We start from the raw sequence: 17,057 nt of genomic DNA on the forward strand, positions 1-17,057 counted from the left end.
AACCCGGGGGAAACCACATGCCCGTTCCACAACACGTCTTCGACCCGCCCTTCAACATCATCCGTTCAAGTCACGTCGTGCTTGACGTGACCGATCTTCAGCTCAGCCGCAGCTTCTACGAGACCACCGTCGGGCTACATGTCGAGGACGCCGACGACAACACCGTCTATTTGCGCGCCGCCGAAGAGCACCAGCATCACTCGCTGGTGCTGCGGAAAGCCGCGGCACCGGCCTGCAACCGATTGGGATTCAAGGTCGGCAACGAGGCCGATCTCGACAAGGCCGCCTCCTTCTTCACGGAGAACGGCATCGCCTGCGCCTTCGCCGACCAGCCGTTTCAGGGCCGGACCCTGCAGTTCACCGATCCCTTCGGCTTCCAGATCGAGCTTTATGCGTCGATGGAGAAGCGGCCGCATCTGCTGCGCCGCTACGATCTCTATAAAGGTTGTCATCCGCAACGGCTCGATCATTTCAACGTGTTTGCCGCCGAGGTGCAGGACACGGTCGACTTCTACGCCCGGCTCGGCTTCCGCCTCACCGAATATGCCGAGGAGGACGGGCCGAACGGCCGCATGGCGGCGGCCTGGCTGCATCGCAAGGGCAACGTACATGACTTTGCGCTGACCAACGGCAATGGTCCCCGCCTGCACCATTTCGCCTATTGGGTGCCGACGGCGATGAACGTCCTGCATCTCTGCGATGTCATGGCCTCCAGCGGATATCTGAAAAACCTTGAGCGCGGGCCCGGCCGGCACGGCATCTCGAATGCGTTCTTTCTTTACGTGCGCGATCCCGACGGCCATCGCCTGGAGCTCTACACCAGCGACTACTTTACGATGGACCACGATCACGCTCCCTTGCGCTGGTCGCTCAAGGATCCGCGGCGGCAGACGCTGTGGGGCGCGCCGGCGCCGCGCTCATGGTTCGAGCAGGGCTCGCCTTTCACGGGGCAAAAGGTGCGCGAGCCGCTGTTTGTTGCGGATGTGACGGTTGCGGATTGATGGGGATGAAAAGCAAAGATTGTTACCACGAGTCCTCCCGGCGAAAGCCGGGACCCATAACCAAAGGGCGTTGTGGCGGCAAAGGGCGTCTGTCATCGTGCCCGATTGATGGATCACGCGGTATGGGTCCCGGCGCTCGCCGGGACGACGGAGAACCAGCATGACCTGCGCCCGCCTCGCAACCTATTCCGTTGGTGGCAGGACCAGGTACGGCGCCGTGCTCGACAACGGCATCGTCGACCTCTCCGCGCGTCATGGCAAAGACTACCCGACGCTGCGCGAGGCCGTCGCCGCCGGCGCACTCTCAAAGCTCGCAGACCAAGCGGCGCGGCAATCGCCCGATCATCCGCTGGACGCCATCACCTGGTTGCCGCCGATCCCCGCGCCGGAAAAGATCATCTGCATCGGCGTCAATTATCCGGATCGCAACGCGGAATACAAGGACGGCCAGGAGGCGCCGAAATATCCGTCGATGTTCATGCGTACGCCGCGATCCTTCGTCGGCCACAACACGCCCCTGGTGCGACCGCGCGCCTCGCAGCAGCTCGATTATGAGGGCGAGGTCGTGCTGGTGATCGGCAAAGCAGGCCGGCACATTTCGGAAGGTGCGGCCCTTGACCACATCGCAGCGCTGACGCTCTGCAATGAGGGCAGCATCCGCGACTGGCTGCGGCACGCCAAGTTCAACGTCACCCAAGGCAAGAATTTTGATGCCAGCGGCAGCCTCGGCCCCTGGCTCGTCCCCTATACCAGCGAAAACCAGATCGCCGATATCCGCCTGACCACCCGCGTGAACGGCGAAACGCGGCAGGACGATCGCACGTCGCGGCTGATCTTCCCGTTCCGCTACCTGATCAGCTACATCTCGACCTTCACCACGCTCGTTCCGGGTGACATCATCGTGACTGGCACGCCGACCGGCGCCGGTGCACGCTTCGATCCGCCGCGTTATCTCAAGCCCGGCGATGTCGTCGAAGTCGAAGCCGAAGGCATCGGCCTGTTGCGCAACGGCGTGATCGATGAAGGCCTCTGAGCATGATCCGGAAAAGTGGAAACCGGTTTTCCCTCGCGACAAACGCGGGGACGCGTTTGCGCGGAGATCATGCTCAAACAAAGAGATGAGATCAGGATCCGATTCCGTCTAATCGGATCATGATCGAAGCCAATCCGCAATCAACTGGATCCCGCAATGACCACAATGACCGGCGGCGAAGCGATCGTGAGCGGCCTTGTCGCCCACGGCATCAACACGGTGTTCGGCCTGCCCGGCGCGCAGGTTTACGGGCTGTTCGACGCGTTTCACCAGGCGCAGTTGAAGGTGATCGGCGCGCGGCACGAGCAGGCCTGCGGCTACATGGCCTACGGCTATGCGCGATCGAGCGGCAGGCCCGGCGTGTTCAGCGTCGTGCCCGGCCCCGGGGTGCTCAATGCAGGCGCCGCCATGCTAACCGCCTTCGGCTCGAACGAGCCGGTGCTGTGTCTGACCGGACAGGTGCCGACGGAATTCTTGGGCAAGGGCCGCGGGCATCTGCACGAGATGCCCGACCAGCTTGCGACCTTGCGCACCTTCGTGAAATGGGCGGAGCGCATCGAATATCCCGATGTCGCGCCGACGCTCGTGGCCCGTGCGTTCCAGGAAATGTTGTCGGGCCGGCGTGGCCCGGCTGCGTTGGAAATGCCTTGGGACGTGTTCACCCAACGCGCGGCAACAGGTCCGGCGAAAGTGTTCGAGCCGTTCCCCGCGCCGCTTGCAGATCCCGATCGCATCAAGACCGCCGCGGCATTGATTGGCGCCAGCAAGCAGCCGATGATCTTTGTCGGCAGCGGCGCCATCGATGCACGCGAAGAGATTCTCGAACTTGCCGAACTGATCGATGCGCCAGTGGTAGCGTTCCGCAGCGGACGCGGCATCGTCTCCAACGCCCACGAACTGGGATTGACCATCGCGGCCGCCTACAAGCTCTGGCCGCAGACCGACCTGATGCTCGGCATCGGCACGCGCATGGAACTGCCGACCATGTTCCGCTGGCCGTTCCGGCCCGAGGGCATCAAATCGGTGCGCATCGATATCGATCCGGTCGAGATGCGGCGGCTCACGCCCGACGTCGCGGTCATAGCGGATGCGAAGGCGGGCACGCGCGACCTGCTTGCGGCCGTCCGCAAGGCCGGCTACCGCAAGACCAGCGGCCGGCGCGCGGAGATCGCCGAAGCCTCCGCCGCTGCGCTCACGGACATTCAGCAGGTGCAGCCGCAAATGGCCTATCTGAACATCCTGCGCGAGGTGCTGCCGGACAACGCCATCGTCACTGACGAACTGTCTCAGGTCGGCTTTGCCTCCTGGTACGGCTTTCCGGTCTACGAGCCGCGCACCTTCATCACTTCGGGCTATCAGGGCACGCTCGGCTCGGGCTTTCCGACCGCGCTCGGCGCCAAGGTCGCCAATCCCGACAAGCCGGTGGTCGCCATCACCGGAGATGGCGGCTTCATGTTCGGCGTGCAGGAGCTCGCAACCGCCGTGCAATTCAACATCGGCGTGGTGATGCTGGTGTTCAACAACAACGCTTACGGCAATGTCCGGCGTGACCAGCGCAACCGCTTTGAGGGCCGCGTAGTGGCGGCCGACCTGGTCAACCCGGATTTCGTCAAGCTCGCGGAGTCGTTTGGCGTCGCGGCCAGCCGCGTCACCTCACCGGATCACTTCCGGCCCGCGCTGGAAAAGGCGCTCGCGCATGGCGGGCCTTATCTGGTTGCGATCGAGGTGGAAAGGGACTCGGAAGTCTCGCCCTGGACGTTCATTCATCCGACGCGGCCGTAGTCTCTGTTGTTGTTCTCCGGGTCGATGCTGGCGCATCGCCCCGGAATGACGGAGTAAGAGAGCTAGACTAGATCCCTCGCGCGCTTGGCGCCCTCGAGGCTGCAAGCACCAGCAGCGCGCAGCCCGCGACGAGCCAGCACGCGACCGGGGCCCAGTGCAGCAACGGCGCATAATCGGGCAGTTTTTGCAGCCCGCCCGCGACCGCCGCCATCCGCGCAAATGTCGCAAGCGCAAGGGCGGAGAACACGAGGCCCGTCACCCTGCCCTCCGCGCCCGTGGCGCCGATCGCGAGCGCGGCCGAGACCGCGCTCATCAGCATGCAGCCCCAGGCGGAGCCGGCGAGGAACTGGGCCACGATCAGCGTGTTGAGACTGCCCGCAATTTCTGCGACCCCGATCGCAACCGCGCCCAACAATCCGGCGATGCCCATCACGATCAGACCACCGCGATGCTTGACCACGACGCTTGCCGGAAACATCGCGATGTTGAACCCGATCCAGAACACCGGCATCAGCCATTGCAAGTCGTCGTTCTTCGCAAAGCGCAGATAGGATGGGGCGCTGTTGACGGAAAAATGCAACTGATAGCCGAGTGCGAGCAGCACCGTCATCGCGATGAGGAGCACCGGCACTTTGCCGAGCGGCCTTGCAGGCGTGCGCGGACCCTTCCGCGCAGTCTGTTGAGCAACTTCGGCCTCGACACGTGCGAGACCAAGCGCGGTGAAGAACAGCACGACGCTGGACAGGATGAAGGGAAGCCGCGGGTCCAGATCGCGCAGGACCACGCCCAGATACGGTGACACCGCGCCGGCGATGCCATAGCCGAGCAGGACCAGGGCCGCGAGGAACGGCAGCCGCGGCTTGGCGCTATACTTGCCAAGCAGGATCAGCGGTGGCGCGCGCAACGCGGATGAGGTCACGGCCCAGATCGCGATCAGCGCGATCAGGCCGGCTTTCGCGCCCGGCCCTATACCGGCGACGAAGGGCAAAGCCGCGAAAGCCGCGCATGACAAGAGCGTCAAGCTGCCGACGAAAACGCCGATCCGGCCGACCAGCGCTTCGATCCTGTCGGCGACGATGCCCATCGCGGTGTCGGTGACGGTGAAGATCGCCTGATCCATCATCAGGATCAGGATCACGGCGGCGGGTGCAATCCCGACCTGCGCTGCGAGCTTTGGCAGATAGATGACGTAGGTGGTCCAAAGCAGCGTAAACACCAGTTGTAGGAATGCGAGATAGAGGCCGGTGCGATTGGCGCCCGCGCTCGTTTCGATTGCCAGCTCTTCGGTGGTCATACAGGGCCTCCGGCGCGCGAGCATAGCCCTGCCGGAGCCTCGGCGAAATTGACGGCTCTTCACCTTCGCGTGCAAGACCGGCGCCAGTGTTGTGTCTCTGACATCCGATTCACTCGGTGTCATTCCGGGGCTCGCGAAGCGAGAACCCGGAATCTCGCGCCACAACCTCTTCATTCCGGGTTCAGCCCTGCGGGCTGCCCCGGAATGACGGAGATTCACAACACTAGCGCGCCCGCCGGAAGGTTAGGTTGATGCGTTGGCGACCCATTGCAGCATGTTCGCCATCGGCGAGCGGCGCGACGCCGTGAAAGAACAGCCGCGACGGCCCGCCCCACACCACGACATCGCCATGTTGCAACCGGTAGCGCTGCGGCTTGTCGGCGCGTTTCGGACCACCGAAGAGAAAAACGGCAGAAAGGCCGAGCGATACCGAGACGATCGGCTGACCGAAATCGCGTTCGTCGCGGTCCTGGTGCAGGGACATGCGCGCGCCGGGCTCGTAACGATTGATCAGACAGGCGTCCGGCGCAAAACCGGCGAAGCCCGCGCGACTGGCGGCCTCTCGGGCCAGCAGGAGGAAAACCGCCGGCATGGCCGGCCACGGCTTTCCGCTCTGCGGATCGATGGCGTCGTAGCGATAGCCGCTACGGTCGGTAACCCAGCCGACGGAGCCGCAATTGGTCATCGCCACCGACATCTGGTGACCGCCCGGCGTGTGCATATGACGAAGCGGGGCTTGCACGATGATCGCGTGCAACGCGGGCATCAGATCATGTTCGAACGCTTTGGCAAAGCCGCGCAACAGCATCGCGCCTTGCGCGATCTTTTGCTGCGCAGGGCCAATGTCGAGGACGCCTTCAAACAGATCCGCAGTCATTTGGCGTCGTGAAAGATCACGCCCACGGTATGGCGGTGGCCTGCACGGAGGCGGCTCACGCCATGGCGCATGTTCACGCGATAAGGCCCGCGTGTCCCCTGCACCGGGCGGTGATGCACGGCAAAGGCGACCGCATCGCCCTGGCATAGAGCGACCACCTCGGCGCGCGACTGCATGCGCGGCCGCTGCTCGGTCAGCACGAATTCGCCGCCTTCGAAATCGCGGCCCGGCGCCGACAGCAGGATCGCCACCTGCAGCGGGAAGACGTGCTCGCCATAGAGATCCTGGTGCAGGCAGTTGTAATCGCCGGCCTCATACTGGAGCAGCAGCGGTGTTGGGCGCGTTTGCCCCGCGTCGTGACAGCGCTTGAGGAAAGCCTCATGCCGTTCGGGGTAGCGGATATCGATCCCCATCGCTTCGTTCCAGCGGTTGGCGATGCCGCGGAGCCGCGCGTAAAGCTCAGGACGCAGTTGCGCGATGATGTCCGGCAAGGGATAGGAAAAATACTTGTACTCGCCGCGGCCGAAGCCGTGGCGCGCCATCACGATGCGGCTGCGGAAATGCGAATCGTCAGGATAGAGCGCGGCGAGACGCCGGCACTCCTCGGGTGTGAGGAGCTGCTTCAACACCGCGCAGCCCTGCGCATCGAGCTCGCTTTCCACGCGCGCCCAATCGATGGCCTCGACGCGGGCGGCGACGTCGGAGGATGGAACCGTACGAACGATTTTCTTGGCGTGTGCGATCATGCCCGCAGTCTCGCAGATCGCGCGGGGTGCGACCACCCGATTTCCGACGCGTGATGTCGGTGTCGCTGGAACCTAGCACTCCTCGTCGTCCCGGCGAAAGCCGGGGCGACAGCGGAGATAAACCTAGCCCCGCACCGGCAGCGTAATCACGTCATACGCATGCTGGATGCTGCGCTTCAGCACCGGATCTTTCAGCTCGAACTCGAACCGTTCCGCCGGGCGGATGCCGCCCTTGGCGGCAAAGGTGCCGCCGAACATGGCGCAGCCGTCGGGCAGTTTGCCGCCTTCAAAGCCGCGCTTGATCAGTTCGTCGACCGGCAGCATCGCGTCCAACGTGCCTTCCTGATAGAGCTCGCGCTCGCCTGCGGTGCAGGCATAGGAGCGCAGGATCAACCGGTCCCAGTGCGCGGCGACGTCCTCCAGCTCCCACAACACCGACGCGATCGGCTTGTCGCACATCTGCTTCGAGACGGTGACGTTATAGGTCTCGACCTTGCGGTCGGTGTGGTCGGAGCCCAGGCCGACAAAGATGCGCCCCTGCCAGCCGATCAGCACGAATTCGACCTCCCCGCTGGACTCGCCGCCGCAGACCTCGATGCTGTCTTCCTGCGTCAGCCGCCGCGCCGAGGCGCGGTAGTAGATCGGCGTCGTTGCGGGGCGCGCGATGCCGAGCGCCTCGAGCTCGGCAATGTGCTTGTCGCGCGCCACGGGATCGCGCCCCGTCCAGCCGGCGATCACGAGCTGATCGATTGCGAGCGTCAGCGGCGTCGTGGTGCTCTTGCCGTCGACGGTGAAGGTGAGGTCAAACACGGATCACTCCCTCCAATGCAGCCGCAAGCTCGAGGATGCGGCGGTCCGCGCCGCCGGGCGCTGCCAGCATGAAGCCCACCGGCACCTCGCCCTCCTTGTGGGCAGGAAGCGAGATCGCGCAGCCGTCGATCAGGTTGATCAGCGAACAGTTGCGAAGGGAACGCAGGTTCTCGGTCGTGAACGCCTTATCGTCGGCGGCGAGATCGGCGATGCGCGGCGGGGTATTGGCCGTGGTCGGCAGCACCAGCGCGTCATAGGACGCAAGCCGCGCATTGATGCGCGCAATCAGCGAGCGGCGCGCGTTGAGCATATCGATATAGTCGGGCGCGCTGATGGCCTCGCCACGCAGGATGCGCACGGAGACACGCGGATCGTAAACGTCGCCCTTGCTGGTGAGCAGATAACGATGCCAGGCGTAGCTTTCAGCGGCGGCGAAGCCGCCCTTGCTGTTGATCGGGCCGGCATCGAGGAACTCCGGCACTTCGATATGTTCGATCTCGGCACCCAATCGCGACAATGTTTTCAAAACGCGATCGAAGGTCTGCGCCACCGGCTCATCAAGATCGTCCAGCACGATGGTGGTCGGCACCGCCAACCGCACGCCCTTGATCGGGCGCTGGCGCAGTGCCGTGACCGGCTCATCCGCCAGCACCGCATCGAGGATCGCGCAACAGCCGACGCTGCGCGCGAGCGGCCCATAGCTGTCGAGCGAAAACGACAGCGGCACGCCGCCGTCGAGCGGAATCCGCCGCTGCGTCGGTTTATAGCCGACGATGCCGTTATAGGCGGCCGGAATCCGGCAGGAGCCGCCGGTGTCGGTGCCGAGCGCGCCATGCGCCATGCCGTCGAGCACGGAGACCGCGGCGCCCGAGGACGAGCCGCCGGGGATATGGCCTTCGCTCCGCCGCCAGGCGCCCTTCGGCGTCCCGTAATGCGGATTGATGCCGATGCCGGAAAAGGCGAACTCGGTCATGTTGGTGCGGCCGATCACGACGAACCCCGCGCGGCGCAGCCGCGCCACGACAGGCGCATCGGCTTCGGCCGGGGCGGAATCCTCCAGCGCGCGTGAACCCGCGCGGGTCACCTGTCCCTTGATGTCGAACAGGTCCTTGATGGAAATCGGAATGCCGGCAAAGCGCGAGGGCGCCGCGTTGGCCCTACGCAGGCGATCCATCGCGTCGGCCGCATCAAGCGCGGCATCCTTGTCGACATGGATGAAGGTGCGCTGCCCCTCGCCGGCGGGGTCGGCGATCCTGGCAAGGCATTCCTCAGTCAGCTTGCGGGCGCTGGTGCGGCCGGCTTCGAGATCATCGGCGAGTGAGTTAAGGGTCGGAAGCTTGGTCATGATCATCTCGCCTGACAGTTCAGTTACGCTTTATCGACAGGCGTCTCGATCTCCAGATCGAGCAGCGCTGAAGACAGCGACTTGCCGTGCGCATCCAGCGCCAGCGATCGCGTCACCCCGCCGCCGAGCGCCCGGCTCATCACGAAGTTCAACGCACCTATCCTGGGCAGCTCATAGCGCACCACATCGCCTTCGACAACGCCGGCGAAATGAGCCTTCACCCGCGCCGCCGTCACCTGGTCGAGCAGCAGCGGATAATCCTTCAGATCATAGGCGATCACGGAAATGTTTGAGGTATTGCCCTTGTCGCCGGTGCGGGAATGAGCGATTTCGCGCAACTTCATCGCGTTACACCTCGACAAAGCGCACTTGCGGTTTTGCCAGTTCGCGCGGCAGCAGGACGGAGGCGACCGCCACCACCTCGCGGGCGGATTTCCAGGCGCCACCGCCGCCGGCGGGACCGTTGGTATACAGCGTTTCGACCTCGTTGCCGATCCTGACGGCTTCGCGCAGATTTTCGGTGCGGCCGGTGACGCGGATGCGCACCTCATAGGGCTCGTTGGGATGCACGGAGACTTGCGGCCCGTGTAGCGAGTCCATGCCGATCAGGTCGAAGCGCAATTCGCTCGCGGCAACACGCGTCAGCTTCAGCCGCTCGCGGACGATGTCGAGCGCCAGCCGCCCGCGCGCCAATGCTCCGGGGCCTGCATAGGAGATCTGTCCCTCGCCGATGAAACTGTCGATATAGCCGACCGAGACCTTGAGCGTACCGGTCGGCTCCGTGCCGCGCCCGCCGGTGATGCGGACGCGATCCGGCCCGATCTCCTCGACCTCGACTTGCGAGAAATCCGCCACCACGTCGGGCTGGATGTATCGCGTGGGATCGTGCACCTCGTATAGCAACTGCTCCTTGCAGGTCCGTGCGGTGACGGCGCCGCCCGAGCCCGCGACCTTGGTGACGACAAGCGCGCCGTCCTCGCCGACCTCGCCGATCGGAAAGCCGAGCCGCGCGAGGCCGGCGACGTCCTTGTAGGGCGGATCGGCAAAATAGCCGCCGGTGATCTGTCCGGCGCACTCCAGCAAATGTCCGGCGACCGTGCCCTTGCCCAGAAGAGTCCAGTCGTCCATGGCCCAGCCGAAGGCGTGGATCATCGGCGCCAGGAAAAGCGCGGGATCGGAGGCGCGGCCGGTGATCACGATATCTGCGCCGGCCGAGAGCGCGTTCGCGATCGGCTCGGCGCCGAGATAGGCGTTGGCGGAGATGACGCGGTTGCCGAGCTGCTTGATGGTGCCGGCAAATTCCAGGATTGGCAGATCACCTCGGCTGCAGGCATCCAGCACGTCATCTCCGATGATCGCCGCGATCTTCAGCGACGAGAACCCGAGCGAACGCGCGATCTCCGCGGTCTTCTTCGCCGCCGCTTCCGGATTGGCGGCGCCCATATTGGTGACGATCTTGATGGCTTTGGCGGCGCATAGCGGCAGCACGGCGCGCATCCGCTCTTCCAGAAGAGGATCGTAGCCGAGGTCCGGATTCTTCAGGCGCGCCTGCTGCGCCAGCGCCACCGTGCGCTCGCCCAGGCATTCGAACACAAGATAGTCGATATCGCCCCTTTCGGCGAGCTCGACCGCCGGCTCGATACGGTCGCCCGAATAGCCAGCGCCGGAACCTATTCTGATGGTCCGCATCATTTCAGCCCGAAATAGGCGCGGTGCAGGGCCTCATTGCCGCTCATCTCGACCACCGTGCCGGAGAAGCGGATGCGTCCGCCTTCCAGCACGAACACCCGCGTCGCGACTTCCAGGAAACTGATATTCTGCTCGGCGATCAAGAGCGCCAGTCCCCGTCCCTGCAGACCGCTGAGGACGCGGATGACTTCCTTGACGAATAACGGCGAGAGCCCTGCCGAGGGCTCGTCCATCACAAGGAGCTTGGGCTCGGCGGAGAGCGCCTTGGCGATGCCGAGCATCTTCCGCTGGCCGCCGGAGAGACTCGAAGCCAGCGCGCGGCGCTTGTCGCGCAAGACCGGAAAGAGCTGGTAGAGCTCCTCCATCCGACGGCCCGGATCGGCGTGGCCGAGCGCCTGCGCGCCGATGCGGATATTTTCCTCGATGGTGAGATCGGGAAACACCGCAAGCTCCGACATGTAGGTCATGCCGCGCCGCATGCGGTCGCTGGAGCGCATATGGGTGATGTCGTCGCCGGCGAGCTGGATGGTGCCGCGGCGCGCTTCGACCAGGCCAACCAGGGATTTCAGGAAGGTGGTCTTGCCGGCGCCGTTGGCGCCCAGCAGCAGCACGGTCTCGCCGGGCCGCACGTCGAGATCGACGCCCCACAACACCTGCATGCTGCCATAGCCGGCCTCGATGCCGGCAGCGTTCAACAGCGGCGCGGCCTCAGGCGGCATGCTCGCCTCCCAGGAACACCTCGATCACCTGCGGCTCCTGCACGGCGGCGGCCAACTTGCCCTCGAAAATCTCCTTGCCGGCGTTCAAGACGATGACGCGATCGGTGATGTGCTCGATAAAGCCCATCAAGTGCTCGACCACGATGATCGCCATGCCGCTTGCGGCCAGCGCCTTGATGTGCCCGGCGATCCAGTCGAGCTCCGCCGGATTGAGCCCGGCGGCGAGCTCGTCGAGCAGGAGCAGCCGCGGGCGGGTGGCGAGCGCGCGGGTCAGATCCAGCATCTTCTGCTGCGCGCTGTTGAGCTCGGACGCCGGACGGTCGGCGAGTTCGGTCAGGCGATATTCGTCGAGCAGATCGGCAACGCTCGGCGGCGCCACCGCCGGGCGCCCGTGGCTGAGCGCGACCTGGACATTCTCGCGCACCGTGAGCGACATGAAGGGCTTTGGGACCTGGAAGGTGCGGTTGATGCCGCGGTGCACCAGCTTATGCGAGGCGATGCCGCCGATCGGCTGGCCATCCAGTGTCACCTCGCCGCCATCGGGCGCATAGAGGCCGGAGATCACGTTGATGGCGGTGGTCTTGCCGGAGCCGTTGGGACCGACCAGTCCCAGGATCTCGCCGGGAACGACGTGGAAGCTCAGCCCGTCGAGCGCGTGGAAGCCGCCAAAGCGCTTCACGAGCTTTGCGACGTTGAGAATGGGCTTTGGCCTAGGGGACATGCCATCCCCTCCGCGTCGCCAGCGACACCAGGCCTGCCGGCAGGAACAACACCAGGCCCATGATCAGGAGGCCATAGATGAGCTGGAAATATTGCGGCGTGGTGAAGCCGATCAGGTTGTAGATGCCATAGAGAATGATGACGCCGACGATCGGCCCGGTGATGGTGGCGACGCCGCCGAACAGCGCGAACACGATCGCAAAAATGCTGAACTCGCCGGAGAAGACGTTGTCGGGATAGAACACCGAGACGTACCAGGCGTAGATGCCGCCGGCGAGCCCGGCGACCAGCGCCGATGCCAGCCAGGCAACGACGCGCATCTTCACGACGTTGACGCCCGCCATGGCGGCGCTCACCGAATCCTCCCGCACCGCCTGCAGGGCGAGCCCGAAGCTGGAGTTTTTCAGATACACGACGGCGGCCACGGTCAGCGCGAGCACGACGAGTGCGGCCATATAGGCTGAATTGGGATTGAAGGTGCCGGTCAGCGATACGCCATACGGCCCCTTGGTGATGCTCTCCAGCGCCGGATTGGCGACCAGGTGCAACACCGCAAGAGATGCCGCGAGGTTGGCGATGGCGAAATAGGCGCCCGACAGTCGCAACAGCGGCGTCAGCAACAGCCCGAGCAGGATGCCGACCACGCCCGCGGCCAGCACCGCGAGCAGCGCCGGCGCCTGCAGATGCATCACCATGATGGCAAAGCCATAGGCGCCCGCGCCGAAAAAGCCGACATAGCCGAACGGAAGATAGCCGGTGAAGCCGTAGATGATGTTCACGCCCTGCGCGAGGATCAGGAAGATCACGAAATTGAACAGCAGGAGATGGTTTTGATACACGCCCGGCAGCACCGCCAAGACGATCACCAGCGGCGCGAGAATGAAGAGCGTATGCTTGAGAGCGCTAGGCAACGCGCACCTGCCTTCCGAGCAGCCCGCTCGGACGCAATAGCAGGATCAGGATCAACAGAACGTAAGGCAAGAGATCGGCCCAGGAGGAAAGATAGGTCTGCACCAGCATGTAGCAGACGCCATAGACGACACCACCGAGCGCGGTGCCGAGCGGATTGCCGAGCGAGCCCAGCACCACGATCGCGAAGGAGGTGACGGTGGCATCGGCACCGAAGGCCGGCGTTACCGACCCGAACATGAAGGGCGCGAACACGCCGGCCACCGCGGCAAGGCCGAGGCCTATGCCGAAGGCGGCCGCCGAGACGCGATCGACGTCGATGCCGGTCGCAAGCGCCTCATCTCGCCGCGACATCACCGCGCGCGTCAGCGTGCCGAGCCGGCTACGGTAGAGATAGAGATAGACCAGGCCGATCGCGATGAGGCTGGTCACCGCCGCGATCACCCAGGGCGCCGGAAATCCTTGGCCCAGAATCTGCACCGGCCCGGCCGCGCCCGGTTTGCCGCCAAACCACTTCACCTTGATGGTCGAAAACACCGTGCCGAGCAGCCGGCTCTGGATCGAGCGCTCGCTGGTGCCGGCGAAGATCGTCGTGATGGCTTCGATCACCTGCGACAGGCCGAAGAACAGGATGATCGAGAGCATCTCCGGATTGACCGAGCCCTGCAGCCTGGGCACCAGCACCCAATAGAGCAACAGACCGGCCAGCAGGAAGACGATGAACGCAAGCGGCACCGCGAACAGCGGATCGATGCCGGCGAGCGTCACCACCCCGAGCGCAATGAAGGCGCCCAGCATCAGCACGTCGCCATGCGCAAGGTTGACGATGCGCATGACGCCGAACACGAGATTGAGGCCGATACCGACCAGGCTGAAATAGAGACCGAACAGGACGCCGGCGACCAGCGCGTAAGTTAACATGCTGGATCAGTACCGCTGTCTGGCCAGGTACCCATCCCGCACCGTCATCCTGAGGCGCTCGCGAAAGCGAGCTTCGAAGAGTGAACGGCCCCCGCTGCGAGAGCCAGGCCGTCGCCCTTCGAGACGGCCGCGTTGCGGCCTACTCAGGGTGACGGGGATGGAGAGCCCATCTCGTCTAAGTCCAGTCATTGCGCCCTCCGCAGACGTCCCTTCTTGTTCACCCGCACCCGCCTCACGGAGCTGGATAGACCGGTTTGCCGGTCGCGGTCTCGTGCGGATAGATCGAAACGAACTTGATATGGCCGTGATCGTCGAGCGCGAGCTGACCGAGCGGCGTCAATTCGCCGATCTGTCCGCCCGTCTCGTCGAGCGCGAAGGTGCCGTCCAGGGTCTTGAGCTGGCCGGAGAGGCTGAACACGGCGCGCCGCAGCTCCATCTGATCGAGCGAGGTCGCGACCGACAGCGTCTTTTCGATCACGAGCCCGGTGGTGTAGCCCGCCACAGCATTGAAGCCGAACTCGATCTTGCCGTCAGGATATTTCTTGTCCCAGGCGGCCTTATAGTCTTTCATCGGCATGCCGAAATTGACTGGATATTCCAATTCCGACGGCGGCACATAGGTCCAGATGTGCTCAAGTCCCTTGGCGCCGATGTTCTTCTCCAAAAGCCCGGTCTCGAGCCCGGCATAGATCGCGAACAGCATCTTGAACTTGATGCCGACGTCCTGGACGTTGCGCAGGAGGGCAATGTCGTTCGGCGCGTAGCCGAAGTGGATCACGGCATCCGGATTGGCGTTGTTGATGTTGTTGATGATGACCGTGTAGTTCGTGGTCTCGGTCGGCACACCCTGATCATAGACGATCTCGATCGGCGCGCCGGAATCCTTCACGAACTTGCGGAACGCGTTGGCCTGCGTGCCCGTGAACTCGTTGGTGGCGTAAAGAATGGCGATCTTCTTGATGCCGAGGCCGGGACCGTCATGGGTGATGAAGTCGGCAACCGGCTTCGGCCAGACGGTCGACACCGGGTCGGCCATCAGTGCAATGTAAGGATTGTCCTTGGAAAAGAAGCTTGCGCCGGTACCGGTCTGGTCGAACAGGAACATCTTGTGGTCGCGCGCGATCGCCACGGCAGGCGCGGTCAGCACCGAGCCGGAATCGGCGACCAGGAGATCCACCTTGTCCTGGGTGATGAGCTGATTGTAGAGCGTCGAGGCGGTCGCGGTGTTGCTCTGGTCGTCGTAGGAGATGAGCTTGACCGGCAGCTTCTTGTCGAACGCCTTTACAAAGACACCGCCCTCGGCGTTCTTCTGATCGGCCCAGAGCTTCAGCGCGCTATAGACCGGCATCGAGATCGAGGCATAGCGGCCCGAGGAGGCATACAGGGTGCCGATCTTGATCTCGGCCGGCGCGTCCGCCGCAAAGGCCGGTCCGGCCAGCAGCGCGGCCGCGGCCAGCGCGGCCAAACTGTTCTTGAACATTACGTTTCCTCACCAGTGTTGTCGGTCCCTTTTGGCGCGTCCGCGCGGACAAATCAACTATACGAGGATTGAAATAATTCAATCTCAGCCATACGATTTATCTATGGACATCAGCCTGCGGCAAATGCGCTCCTTCGTCGCCGTCGCCAAGCTCGGAAGTTTTACGCGCGCCGCCGAATTCCTTCACGTATCCCAGCCGACGCTCACGGTGCAGATCAGGCGGCTTGAAGAAGCGCTGCAGCTCAAGCTCTTCGATCGCAATCCGAGGTCGGTGAACCTGACGCGCGTCGGCCGCGACCTGCTTCCCTCCTTCGAGCGGACGCTGCAGGATCTCGATTCCGTGCTGCTGGACGTGAAGCACGTGTCCACCGCGCAGCTTGGCCTCGTGCGGATTGCCGCGCTGCCGTCCTTTGCCGCGAGCCTGTTGCCTGATTCGATCAGGCACTTCAGGAAGCAGAACCCCGGCGCGTCCTTTGCCGTGAAGGACGTCATCGCAAGCGCGGTGCTTGGCCTCGTCCGCTCCGACGAAGTCGATCTAGGGCTCACCGGCGGCAATGTCGATTTTCCGGACATCGAGGTTCTGTTCAGGGCGAGCGACGAGATCAGGGTCATCTATCCCAAGGGCCACCCGATCGATCGATTTTCCCGCATCACAGCCGAGCGCCTGGCGCAGTTTCCGATCGTGATGATGGACAGCCGCACCAGTGTGCGTGCGGTGACGGACAACGCCTTCCGAAAGGCGAAGCTGATGCCGACGCCGGTGACGGAAACCACCCAGATGATGACGGCGCTCGGCATGGTGCGCGCCGGCATCGGCATCACACTGTTGCCGGCTTCCGCGCGCGAGATCGCGGCCGAGCCGACCTTGCGGGCTCGACATATCAGCGACCCCAATTTTTCGCGGCCGGTTTGGCTGATCAAAAGGAAGAACCGCACGCTGCCGCCGTTGAGCAAGGCCTTTGCCGATCACCTCTCGCGCGAGCGCGTCAGCTTTCTGAAGCGGGACGATGACGATCGCTAGATCACGTTGCAGAGCCGGACGAGCGTCTTCGACTAACCGGTCATTGCGAGGAGCGAAAGCGACGAAGCAATCCGCATCCGCGGAGAAAGTCTGGATTGCTTCGCTTGCGCTCGCAATGACGCCTGAGCGTGGGCGCGCGACCACTCGATTCGCTGAGCTCGGCGGCGGCTCCAGCGCAGATTTTGCGCGCCGTGGAATACGTAAAGCGCGCACGCGCATAGCTGCCTCGCCGTTGACGGCAGGTCCTCAATTGGCGCATCAAGATCGCAACGATCTCGATGGAGGAATTGCCGACATGGCCGAGGCAGCGCGGGCGCGACCGAAACCGACTCCGGAGACACAGCATTTCTGGGACGGCACGCGAGCGGGCGAGCTTCGCCTGCAGCGCTGCGAGGCTTGCGCGAAGACCTATTTTCCGCCGCGGCCGTTCTGTCCCGCCTGCGGCTCGCGCGAGGTCTCAGTCTTCAAGGCGAGCGGCAAAGGCAAGCTCTACAGCTACATCATTCATCACCGGCCGGCGCCCGGCTTCACCCCGCCCTATTCCATTGCGGTGGTGGAGCTCGATGAAGGTCCGCGACTGATGACCAACATCGTCGATTGTCCGCAAACGCCGGAAGCGCTCACGCTCGATATGCCCGTCGAGGTCAAGTTCGAAAAGCTCGACGAGCAGATCACCCTTCCGCTGTTTCGTCCAGCGAAGGGGTAAGCCG

At 64.1% G+C, this 17,057-nt stretch carries 17 protein-coding genes; 5 read left to right on the forward strand and 12 right to left on the reverse strand.

Translation table 11 applies throughout. The features are described 5' to 3' along the window. Positions 1–17 precede the first annotated feature (17 nt). From hpaD to P6U23_RS29525, 3 genes are all read left to right on the forward strand, one after another. Complete coding sequence (gene hpaD / locus P6U23_RS29515; RefSeq protein WP_407175906.1) at positions 18–1,001, forward strand: 3,4-dihydroxyphenylacetate 2,3-dioxygenase; 984 nt, start codon at positions 18–20, stop codon at positions 999–1,001. Positions 1,002–1,161: 160 nt separating this feature from the next. Next, positions 1,162–2,034, forward strand: a complete 873-nt coding sequence (locus P6U23_RS29520; RefSeq protein WP_407175907.1) for a fumarylacetoacetate hydrolase family protein — start codon at positions 1,162–1,164, stop codon at positions 2,032–2,034. 156 nt (positions 2,035–2,190) lie between these two features. Beyond that, positions 2,191–3,816 (forward strand): thiamine pyrophosphate-dependent enzyme, encoded by a 1,626-nt coding sequence (locus P6U23_RS29525; RefSeq protein WP_407175908.1) that lies wholly within the window; start codon positions 2,191–2,193, stop codon positions 3,814–3,816. A gap of 67 nt (positions 3,817–3,883) precedes the next feature. Here P6U23_RS29525 and P6U23_RS29530 read toward each other — a convergent pair whose 3' ends face one another. The 12 genes from P6U23_RS29530 to P6U23_RS29585 form a co-directional block, all read right to left on the reverse strand. Then, complete coding sequence (locus P6U23_RS29530; protein WP_407175909.1) at positions 3,884–5,110, reverse strand: MFS transporter; 1,227 nt, start codon at positions 5,108–5,110, stop codon at positions 3,884–3,886. A 223-nt stretch (positions 5,111–5,333) separates the two neighbouring features. Beyond that, complete coding sequence (alkB, locus tag P6U23_RS29535; protein ID WP_407175910.1) at positions 5,334–5,987, reverse strand: DNA oxidative demethylase AlkB; 654 nt, start codon at positions 5,985–5,987, stop codon at positions 5,334–5,336. Continuing rightward, entirely contained in the window at positions 5,984–6,733 is a 750-nt protein-coding gene (locus P6U23_RS29540) for a 2OG-Fe(II) oxygenase (protein ID WP_407181627.1), read from the reverse strand. Before P6U23_RS29540 ends, alkB begins: the two co-directional genes overlap by 4 nt. Before the next feature lie 123 nt (positions 6,734–6,856). Continuing rightward, entirely contained in the window at positions 6,857–7,543 is a 687-nt protein-coding gene (locus tag P6U23_RS29545; RefSeq protein WP_407175911.1) for a DUF2848 domain-containing protein, read from the reverse strand. Then, positions 7,536–8,888: an amidase gene (locus P6U23_RS29550; protein ID WP_407175912.1), complete on the reverse strand. Its 1,353-nt coding sequence runs from the start codon at positions 8,886–8,888 to the stop codon at positions 7,536–7,538. Before P6U23_RS29550 ends, P6U23_RS29545 begins: the two co-directional genes overlap by 8 nt. Before the next feature lie 23 nt (positions 8,889–8,911). Continuing rightward, the gene (locus P6U23_RS29555; protein ID WP_407175913.1) at positions 8,912–9,232 is read right to left on the reverse strand and encodes a hypothetical protein; all 321 of its coding nucleotides are present in this window, start codon (positions 9,230–9,232) and stop codon (positions 8,912–8,914) included. Between the two features lie 4 nt (positions 9,233–9,236). After that, positions 9,237–10,577 carry an acyclic terpene utilization AtuA family protein gene (locus P6U23_RS29560; protein ID WP_407181628.1) on the reverse strand — a complete coding sequence of 447 codons (1,341 nt, stop codon included), beginning with the start codon at positions 10,575–10,577 and terminating at the stop codon, positions 9,237–9,239. Then, on the reverse strand, positions 10,577–11,296 hold the full coding sequence (locus P6U23_RS29565) for an ABC transporter ATP-binding protein (protein WP_407175914.1): 720 nt from the start codon (positions 11,294–11,296) through the stop codon (positions 10,577–10,579). Before P6U23_RS29565 ends, P6U23_RS29560 begins: the two co-directional genes overlap by 1 nt. Beyond that, positions 11,286–12,017, reverse strand: a complete 732-nt coding sequence (locus P6U23_RS29570; protein WP_407175915.1) for an ABC transporter ATP-binding protein — start codon at positions 12,015–12,017, stop codon at positions 11,286–11,288. Before P6U23_RS29570 ends, P6U23_RS29565 begins: the two co-directional genes overlap by 11 nt. After that, positions 12,007–12,927, reverse strand: coding sequence for a branched-chain amino acid ABC transporter permease (locus tag P6U23_RS29575; protein WP_407175916.1), 921 nt, complete (start codon positions 12,925–12,927; stop codon positions 12,007–12,009). The genes P6U23_RS29570 and P6U23_RS29575 overlap by 11 nt, the downstream gene beginning before the upstream one ends. Further along, positions 12,920–13,846 carry a branched-chain amino acid ABC transporter permease gene (locus tag P6U23_RS29580; RefSeq protein ID WP_407175917.1) on the reverse strand — a complete coding sequence of 309 codons (927 nt, stop codon included), beginning with the start codon at positions 13,844–13,846 and terminating at the stop codon, positions 12,920–12,922. The genes P6U23_RS29575 and P6U23_RS29580 overlap by 8 nt, the downstream gene beginning before the upstream one ends. Before the next feature lie 232 nt (positions 13,847–14,078). Next, entirely contained in the window at positions 14,079–15,326 is a 1,248-nt protein-coding gene (locus P6U23_RS29585; protein WP_407175918.1) for an ABC transporter substrate-binding protein, read from the reverse strand. Between the two features lie 103 nt (positions 15,327–15,429). On the opposite strand from P6U23_RS29585, the gene P6U23_RS29590 reads away from it, so the two are divergent. Together P6U23_RS29590 and P6U23_RS29595 are read left to right on the forward strand one after the other, a co-directional pair. Beyond that, a complete protein-coding gene (locus P6U23_RS29590; RefSeq protein ID WP_407175919.1) occupies positions 15,430–16,347 on the forward strand; it encodes a LysR family transcriptional regulator in 918 nt (305 codons plus the stop codon). 295 nt (positions 16,348–16,642) lie between these two features. Continuing rightward, on the forward strand, positions 16,643–17,053 hold the full coding sequence (locus P6U23_RS29595) for a Zn-ribbon domain-containing OB-fold protein (protein WP_407175920.1): 411 nt from the start codon (positions 16,643–16,645) through the stop codon (positions 17,051–17,053). The last annotated feature ends 4 nt before the right edge of the window (positions 17,054–17,057 follow it).

This window comes from Bradyrhizobium sp. STM 3562 (assembly GCF_045571435.1).
In the GTDB taxonomy this organism is placed as follows: Bacteria; Pseudomonadota; Alphaproteobacteria; order Rhizobiales; family Xanthobacteraceae; genus Bradyrhizobium.